9 protein-coding genes are annotated in these 8648 nt (G+C 64.2%); 6 read left to right on the forward strand and 3 right to left on the reverse strand.

Features of this window, described 5'->3' with window-relative positions; translation table 11 throughout:
• Positions 1 to 211: 211 nt before the first annotated feature.
• Positions 212 to 754, forward strand: a complete 543-nt coding sequence (locus tag V7116_RS24420) for a hypothetical protein (protein ID WP_324394610.1) — start codon at positions 212 to 214, stop codon at positions 752 to 754.
• A gap of 20 nt (positions 755 to 774) precedes the next feature.
• Positions 775 to 1419, forward strand: a complete 645-nt coding sequence (gene tmk / locus V7116_RS24425) for a dTMP kinase (RefSeq protein ID WP_324394611.1) — start codon at positions 775 to 777, stop codon at positions 1417 to 1419.
• Between the two features lie 163 nt (positions 1420 to 1582).
• On the opposite strand, the gene V7116_RS24430 is transcribed toward tmk, so the two are convergent.
• On the reverse strand, positions 1583 to 2014 hold the full coding sequence (locus tag V7116_RS24430) for an FmdB family zinc ribbon protein (RefSeq protein ID WP_324394612.1): 432 nt from the start codon (positions 2012 to 2014) through the stop codon (positions 1583 to 1585).
• Positions 2015 to 2261: 247 nt separating this feature from the next.
• Here V7116_RS24430 and V7116_RS24435 point away from each other — a divergent pair, with 247 nt between their 5' ends.
• Positions 2262 to 3077, forward strand: a complete 816-nt coding sequence (locus tag V7116_RS24435; protein ID WP_324394613.1) for a rhomboid family intramembrane serine protease — start codon at positions 2262 to 2264, stop codon at positions 3075 to 3077.
• Here V7116_RS24435 and bcp read toward each other — a convergent pair whose 3' ends face one another.
• Complete coding sequence (gene bcp, locus V7116_RS24440) at positions 3078 to 3542, reverse strand: thioredoxin-dependent thiol peroxidase (protein WP_324394614.1); 465 nt, start codon at positions 3540 to 3542, stop codon at positions 3078 to 3080.
• A 239-nt stretch (positions 3543 to 3781) separates the two neighbouring features.
• On the opposite strand from bcp, the gene V7116_RS24445 reads away from it, so the two are divergent.
• The 3 genes from V7116_RS24445 to V7116_RS24455 all read left to right on the forward strand — a co-directional run bounded on the left by V7116_RS24445 (position 3782) and on the right by V7116_RS24455 (position 7402).
• The gene (locus tag V7116_RS24445; RefSeq protein ID WP_324394615.1) at positions 3782 to 5047 is read left to right on the forward strand and encodes an ABC transporter substrate-binding protein; all 1266 of its coding nucleotides are present in this window, start codon (positions 3782 to 3784) and stop codon (positions 5045 to 5047) included.
• Between the two features lie 229 nt (positions 5048 to 5276).
• A complete protein-coding gene (locus V7116_RS24450) occupies positions 5277 to 6248 on the forward strand; it encodes a carbohydrate ABC transporter permease (RefSeq protein WP_324394616.1) in 972 nt (323 codons plus the stop codon).
• A complete protein-coding gene (locus tag V7116_RS24455) occupies positions 6245 to 7402 on the forward strand; it encodes a carbohydrate ABC transporter permease (RefSeq protein WP_324394617.1) in 1158 nt (385 codons plus the stop codon). The genes V7116_RS24450 and V7116_RS24455 overlap by 4 nt, the downstream gene beginning before the upstream one ends.
• A 297-nt stretch (positions 7403 to 7699) precedes the next feature.
• On the opposite strand, the gene alr is transcribed toward V7116_RS24455, so the two are convergent.
• Positions 7700 to 8648: alanine racemase (gene alr / locus V7116_RS24460; RefSeq protein ID WP_324394618.1), on the reverse strand; the 949-nt coding region annotated here is incomplete at its 5' end.

Below are 8648 nucleotides of genomic sequence, written 5' to 3' on the forward strand. Positions count from 1 at the left end.
GCTTGTCTCCCCTCTCCAACCCAGATTGGAGAGGGGCCGGGGGTGAGGTCGCGGTGAGGATACGCCCCGCAAAAAACCGATCCCCGCGCCCCGCGCCCCGGTTGGCAGCAGATCCGCTCTGCCGCTACACTCAACAACAATGTCCAGGCGCGCGCCGCCCTGTCGCTGAGTCCCGGCGGCGCGCTACCATATCATGCAGGGAGAGTGTGCCGTGAGCCGTGCGATGTACGAGACAGTGCCGCCTCCACCGCCCCGCCGGTCCCGCGCGGGCTGCTGGGGGATGCTCTTTATCCTGGTCGTGATCGCGCTGCTCCTCGGCGGTGTGGCCGCCGTCGCGCTGTACTGGGCAGGCGATCCCAGCATCATCGAAGTCAAGGTCGTGCCCGCCGCGCTGGTGATCAACGCCACAGATCCACAAACGATCACCGTGACCATCGACAACGTGGGCCTCGACCCGGTGACCGTGACCGGCATCGGCCTGGATCCCGATCTGCTGGCGGGCGTCCGCGTGACCTCCATGCAGCCGGTGTATACCGCCGTCACCGAGCGCAGCTACCCGTTGTTCGGCGCGTGGGACGAATACCGGCTCGACACGGTCGTGCAGCCCGGCGACACGTTGGAAGTCGCGCTGACTCTGGAGGGGATTCAAGCGGGCGTGTACAATACGGATCTGACCGTCTGGATCGAAAGCGATCTGGCGGGGATTCAAGTGGCGCGGGCGGCCCGCACACCGCTCGCCGTGGACGTGCGCTAACCGGACGAGCGAGTTATCCCATGTTTATAACGTTTGAGGGGCCGGAAGGCAGCGGTAAGACCACCCAGGTCACCCTGCTGGTCCGCGATTTACAGGACCGGGGCTACACCGTTTTTCACACGCGGGAGCCGGGCGGCACCAGCATCGGGGACCAGATCCGCGACGTGCTGCACGACCTGAAAAACGAGCAGATGCACCCGCACACCGAGATCCTGCTCTACGCCGCGTCGCGCGCGCAGTTGGTCCACCAGGAGATCCGCCCCCGGCTGGCCGCGAACGAGATCGTGATCTGCGACCGCTATGCGGACAGTACGCTGGCGTACCAGGGCTACGGGCACGGCCTCGATTTAGGCGTTCTGCGGCAGATCCTGGGCTTTGCGACGGGCGGCCTCCAGCCGGACCTCACGCTGTACCTCGACATCACCGCCGAAGACGGTCTGCGCCGCCGCCATGCCGCCGCCGATGCGGGCGCGGAGTGGAACCGCATGGACGCGCTCTCGCTGGACTTTCACCGCCGCGTGCGCGAAGGCTATCTGCGCCTGATCGCGGAAGCGCCCTCGCGATGGGTGACTATCGACGCGACCGGCGAGCGCGACACGATCCACGCGGAGATCCGCACAGCGGTGCTGGCGCGGCTCACCACGCCCGACACGCTCAGCCGCTAGGAAAACCGCAGCGCACAGCCGCTAGCGATTAGCCGTTAGCCAGAACAAAAAACACGCTCCCATACACGGAGCGTGTTTTTCATGGAAGGGCGGGGCTTGCTTCCGCCCGGTTTTTCGCCACATAACCGCGCCGGTCAAGAGGGGCCGGGGGTAAGGTCGCTTTTCAGTCGTCCAACCCGCCGAGATCGCCCAACCCGCCGCCCAGCGGGGACGGGGGAGGCACGTCGGCGGGCATGTCGGGCAGGCTGGATTCGATGTCTTCCGGGCTTTCGCCGCGTTCCAGCCGGTCCACGACTTCTTCGAATTCCCCGCCGAGATCCTCGCCGGTTTCAGCGCTCATTTCCCGCAGCATCCGCCCCAGCATCACCGGATCGTCGGTGTCCAGGTCGTCGAACGCGTTGTCGTTCACGTCGTCGCTGTTCATCAGGCGGCCCAACGGCGAGCGCCGGATCGCCACGCGCGAGATCAGCCGCGTCAGGTCCGCGCTGCCGCAGTGTGTGCACACCGGCACGGCCTCGTCGTATTCGGCATAGGTTTTGTAATGCAGCGTCACTTTGCGGTGACAGGCATTGCACCGGTATTCATACGTTGGCATACGCCCTCCAATCCCCACACGCTTCACCGACAGATTAGCACGCGCGCCGCAGGTGTCAAGGGGCGCGGTTCCCGTCCGGCGACCCCGCGCTGCTGCCGCCGCTTTTTTAATGTGCTTCTAATGCACTTCTTGCCTCCCGCATACAAGGTGCGGCGGCGTTTAGGATACAATCGACGTGTATGACATCACGCGGCCCGCATCGAGCAGGCCCGGTCGATGCCCCGTGCACGGCATGAAGGGAAATTGGATGTCCCAGTATCAGAACCCGCCCACACCCGACCACGACCAGCCCTCGCCGCAGAGACAGGTTCCCCAGCCGCCGCCCGGATTCCGGCGCGTCGCCGTGCGTCTGCCCGTCAGCGCGCCGCGCGTCACCTACGTGCTGCTGGCCGTGATCGTGTTGATTTACCTGTACTACATGAGCCTGTCGAGCGCGATGGCCCAGAACGAATTTCTGGCAAATTGGGCCAAGATCAACGACCGGATCCGCGACGGTGAATATTACCGGCTGCTGACGTCGATGTTCCTGCACCTGAACCTGATGCACATCGTCTTCAACGGCTATGCGCTCTACATCATCGGGCGCGACGTCGAGGCGCTGTTCGGGCATGTGCGATTTGCGCTTATCTACTTCCTGGGTGGGCTGTCGGGGTCGCTGGCGAGCTTCGTCTTCACCAGCGCGCCGTCGGTCGGCGCGTCGGGCGCGATCTTTGCGGTCTTCGGCGCGGAGGCGGTCTATTTTTACCAGCACCGCCGCCTGCACGGTGAAATGGGTCGCCGCCACCTGAACCAGCTCATCGTGCTGATGGTCGTGAATCTGGCTCTCGGCGTGCTCTCGCAGGCGACCACCTATAAGATCGACAACGCCGGACACATCGGCGGGCTGATCGGCGGCGTGGTATTGGCGTGGTTCATCGGGCCGCACTACGACGTGCAGGCCGATCCGGCAGCGGAAGGCGGCCATCGCGTCGTAGACCTGAACCCGGTACAGCGCTGGGCGCTGCCGTCGCTGATCTACGCAGTCACGCTGGCCGCCGTCATGGCCTACGCCGTCGCCGCCTGATTACGATTCGGGTGCCAGGAACGCCACCGCCCGCGCGACGCTGTCCGCGGGCGACACCTTGATCTGCGCGTCGGCAATGGTGCCCTCTTCGTCGATCACCCAATGCGAGCGGATCACGCCCATGTACTTTTTGCCGTACATCGACTTTTCGCCCCAGACGCCGTAGGCGTTCAGCGTCTTGTGGTCGGGATCGGACAGCAGATCGTAGGGCAGGTGCTCCTGCTCTTTCCACTTCAGCAGCGCGTCGGGCATATCCGGGCTGAGGCCGAGCACCACGGCATTCACGCCGTTGAACGCGGGCATCTCGTCGCGCAGGCCGCACGCCTGGGCGGTGCAGCCGCTCGTCCCCGCCTTCGGAAACGCAAACAACAGCACCTTCTGGCCGCGATAGTCGCTGAGATGGACCGTTTTTCCGTCTTGATTCTTCAGAGCAAAATCAGGGGCTTTTTCGCCAACAGCAGGCATTAGGACCTCGCTTCATCACAAAGATCTGGCGCAGTGCGGGGGCTGTGTTGTCATACGAGCCCACAGCGTGAGCAGAGTCTAGCATAACTCGCGCTCTGGCTGCGACTAAACAAATTGAACATATTTTGATTAAGATAATTTGGGAGCACTCGTTTGGCTCCCCGGGACCTCGGGAGTATACTCGAATCACGGCTGTTCTACCCTGCCATTCTTCGTAAAGTGTATCTAGGGAGGCAACAGTGAAAAAAGGTTTAGTTTTGCTCCTCGTCCTCGCCCTCATGATCCCCGCGATTCCTGCGACCCTCGCGCAAGATCAGGTTGAGCTGGTTCTCGGATCGTGGCGTGTGGACGATGTCGCGCAGATGGAAGAAATCATCGCGGCGTTTGAAGAAGAACATCCCAATATCTCCATTACGTTCGACCCCACCAACCCGCCCGACTATAACGCGACCCTGCTCAGCCAGTTCGAGACCGGCAACGCGCCGGACTTGATGTACCTGCGCTCCTACGCGGTCAGCCTGGCGCTGTACGAAGCCGGCAACATCGCAAACCTGAGCGACCTGACCGGCATCGACAACTTCGACGCGCAGGCGCTGGCCCCCTGGCAGGCGCCGAACGGCGATCAGTACGGCGTCCCGATGATCGCCGTGTCGCACGGCATCTACTACAACAAGAGCCTGTTCGAAGAACTGGGCATCGAAATCCCGCAGACGTGGGAAGAACTGCTGGCCGCCGGTCAGACGCTGGAAGATAACGGCTACGACGGCTTCGCAAACGCCAGCGGCGACACCTGGACCATCGCGGAAATCGTGTTCATGAACCTCGCCCCGACGTTTATCGGCGGGTACGAAGGCCGTCAGGCCTACCTGAGCGGCGAGCGCTGCTTCAACGACGAGCACGCCGTGGCCGCCTTCCAGGCGATCGCGGACCTCGCGCCGTACTTCCCCGAAGATCAGGCCGCGCTGACCTACTACGACAGCCAGCAGATCTTCCTGATGGGCGAAGCGGGCATGTGGCTCGGCGGCTCGTGGGACATCCCGCTGTTTGAGTCCGAAGCGCCGGACTTCGACTGGGGCGTCTTCGCGGTCCCGGCCCCCGAAGGTCAGGATGAGCAGTACGTGACCTTCCACTACGACGCGGGCATCGGCATGAACGCCAACACCGAGCACCCCGAAGAAGCGCGTGAGTTCCTGACCTGGGTGACCCAGTCGGAATTCTCCACGATGCTCGGTAACCTGCTGCCCGGCTTCTACCCGCTGAGCAAGGACAAGCCCGAGCTGACCGACCCGCACGCCGCCGAATTCCTGGCCCTCAACGAAGGCCGTGGTGTGGACGTGCGCTGGTCGTGGGAAAAGCTGGACGACGGCGATCCCAGCGCGTACTCCCTGATGCAGGACAACTCGATCGCGATCCTGAACGGCGAAATGACGCCGCAGGAAGCCGCCGACGGCCTGCAGGAAGGTCTGGCGCAGTGGTTCGAACCGGCCCAGAGCTGCGGCAGCTAGGTTCGCTGCTGGCACATCGTTAAGCGTACTGCCATCGCCCGGCCCCGGTCGGGCGATGGTTTTCACCCGACAAATTCACTTTGACCCGATAACTTAAACGTGTGTTTTGGTCCTATTTACATGGTGTTTGTTGAAACTTACGGTATGGTTTTATTGAGTGATCGCAGCGCTCCTCCCTCTCCCGCTGCACAGCGCCGTACCACGCGCCAGACCGTACTTGGAGCTTAGCATGGCCGTTATTGAACGATCCCTCAAAACGCTCGGCCTGACCGGAAACTGGGAGGCCGGACGCCGCCGCGCCTGGATCCTGTTCCTGGTTCCGGCGGTCGTGTTCTACACGATTTTTATGGCGTACCCCCTGCTCAACTCGATGCGCCTCAGTTTTTATACCGGCACGGGCCTGCGCCCCACCGAGTTCGTCGGCCTGCAAAATTACCACGACCTGTTCGCCAACGATCTCCTGCGCGAGCGCTTCCTGAACGCGCTGGGCAACACGTTCATCTTCTTCGGCGTGCACATGCTGGTGCAGAACACGCTGGGGCTGCTGTTCGCCACGCTGCTGTCGCAGACGCACCTGTTTGGGCGCAACATCTACCGCACGATCATTTTCATCCCGGCGACGATGTCGGTGCTGCTGACCGCGTTCCTGTGGCGGCTGATCCTCAACCCGCGCTGGGGGATGCTGAAAATTCTGTTCGAAGACGTGGGGCATCCTGAATGGTTCCACAGTTGGCTGGGCGACACGCGCTGGGCGCTGATCGTGGTGGCGCTGGTATCGTCGTGGCAGTGGGTCGGCCTGCCGACGATGATGTTCCTGGCCGGGCTGCTCAACGTGCCGGAAGAGCTGAGCGAAGCCGCCCACGTGGACGGCGCGAACGCGTTCCAGATCTGGTGGCGCGTCAAGCTGCCGCTGCTGCGCCCGGTGATTGCCATCGTGGCGATTCTGACGTTCATCGGCAACTTCAGCGCCTTCGACGTGGTGTACGCCATGATGGGGGCCAATGGACCGCCCGACTATTCCACCGACATCATGGGGACCTATTTCTACCGCACGGCCATCGCGGGCGAGCACCCCGTCGCGCGGCCCGACATGGGCCTGGGCGCGGCGGTGGCGACCATCCTGTTCCTGATTCTGCTGGTGGGCGTGTCGCTGTGGCTGCTCTGGTCGAACCGCCGGGGTGAAGGGGGCGTGTTCGCATGATCGACATTCTGGCCTGGATCGTAGGCAACGCCGGGGGCATCGGCTGGGTGATGCTGGGCATGGCGGTCGGCGGGCTGATCACGCCGCGCTTCTCGCTGCCGCAAAGCACGGATCTTGCGACATGGCTCGGCGCACTGCTGGGCGCGCTCGTCGGACTGGTCACGACCCTCACCGGCCTGATCGACACCACCCTGGGCGCGAGTATCGCCGCGCTGGCGCTCCTTGCCGTGATGCTGGTCTACTGGTTCGTCGTGGTGCCGCGCCTGCCCTACCGTGTACAGACGCGCAGCCGCCTGCTGAACCGCACCGTCTACCGCTACCGCTTCCCGAACTTTTTGGGGCAGATCGTCTCGCACACCATCCTGCTGGCCTGGACGCTGGTCGTGCTGGCCCCGCTGTGGACGATGCTCGTCAACTCGCTCAAGGACAAGCGCGAGATCTTCCGCGCGCCGTTCTCGTGGCCGACCGCCGACGTCCGCACCTTCGACGGCTACAAAAACGCCTGGATCGACGGCAACTTCGACCTCTATTTCCGCAACAGCCTGATCGTCACCGTCACGTCGCTGGCGATCATCCTGCTGATCGGCGCGCTGGGCGCGTACGCGCTGGCGAACTGGCGCTCGCGGGCTTCGACGGCGGTGTACCTGTACTTCGTCGCCGGGCTGATGATCCCGATCCGCCTGGGCACGATCAACATCGTGACCATCGTGCAGGACTTCGGCCTCAACAACAAGCTCACGGGGCTGATTCCCATTTACGTGGCGATGGGGCTGCCGATCACGATCTTCGTGTTGACGGCGTTTATGCGCGGCGTGCCGCAAGACCTGATCGACGCGGCGCGCATGGACGGCGCGTCGGAGCTGCGCGTGTTCGTGGAGATCATGCTTCCGCTGACACGTCCCGCGCTGGCGACGGTCACCGTGTTCAACATGATCCCGATCTGGAACGACCTGTGGTTCCCGCTGATCCTCACCCGCGACGAAAACGTGCGCACGGTGACGTACGGCGTGTCGCTGTTGTTCGGGCAGTATCAAACCGACTGGAACGCCATCCTGAGCACGCTCTCGCTGGCGTCGCTGCCGGTGCTGATCCTGTACCTGCTGATGTCCAAGCAGTTCATCAAGGGTCTGACGGCAGGCGCAGTGAAGGGGTAAAAGCAGCGGTTAGCAGATAGCGATTAGCGGTTAGCCAGGAACCAAAAAACGCACGGCTCACGTTTAACTCCAATCGCTCCGTAGGGGCGGGGCTTGCTCCGCCCGTTTTTATCGCCCGCGCCCCCAACATCCCGTAGGGGCGTATTGCGATACGCCCCACGCCTATCGTTGCGCCCTGTACCGTAGGGGCAATTCACGAATCGCCCCGCTCCCAACGCAAAAAACACTTCATAGGGGCGGGGCTTGCTCCGCCCGTTTTTCTATCCCTCGCGGGTCCACATAACCCCGCGCGCAAGGTCACGGCGCGACCGGCTGCCCGCCGCGAAGGTACACACGCGGCACGCGCGGCAGCAGCGAGGTCGTGACCTCGTAGTTGATCGTCTCCGCCCAGCGCGCGACCTCCTCCGCCGGGAGGCACTCACCGCCCTGACAGCCCACCAGCACGACTTCATCTCCCAGCGCCACCGGGCCGAGATCCGTCACGTCCACGACGAACTGGTCCATGCACACCCGCCCGATGATCGGGGCGCGCTGCCCGCCGATCAGCACCGCGCCGCGATTGGACAGGAGGCGGTGGTAGCCGTCGCCATACCCGACCGGGACCACGGCGGCGACCGTCTCGCGCGCGGCGATGAACGTGCGGCCATAGCTCACGCTTGCGCCGGGCGGCAGCGTCCGCACGCGGGCCACGCGGCTCTTGAACGTCAGCACCGGGCGCAGCGGCACGCTCGGCTCGACTTCATCCGAGGGGCGCAGGCCATACAGCGCGATACCCACGCGCACCGCGTCGAATTCGGCTTCGGGCACGGCGAGCGTCGCCGCGCTGTTGGCGATGTGTCGCAGCGGCGGCGCGAACCCCGCCGCATCCAGCGCGGCCAGCACCGCGCGGAACATGCCGATCTGCTGGCGTGTGAAGCCGGGATCGGCGCTGTCGGATACGGCGAAGTGGCTGAACACGCCCTCCACACGCAGGCCGGGGATCTGCGCCAGCCGCGTGAAAAACGGCACGGTCTCGTCCGGCAGCAGCCCGTAGCGGCCCATGCCCGTATCGATCTTGACGTGCACCGGGGCGGGCCGTCCCAGCGCGGTACAGCGCCCGGCGAACGCCTGCGCCGTCTCCACGTCCATCACCGCCAGCGCGATGCCGTGCTCCGCTGCGATCTCCGCCTCGCCCGGCGACGAGTATCCCAGCGTGAACACGGGCGCATCGATGCCCGCACGCCGCAGCTCGACGCCTTCCGCGACG

Source organism: Aggregatilinea sp. (assembly GCF_036822615.1).
Lineage (GTDB): Bacteria > Chloroflexota > Anaerolineae > Aggregatilineales > Aggregatilineaceae > Aggregatilinea.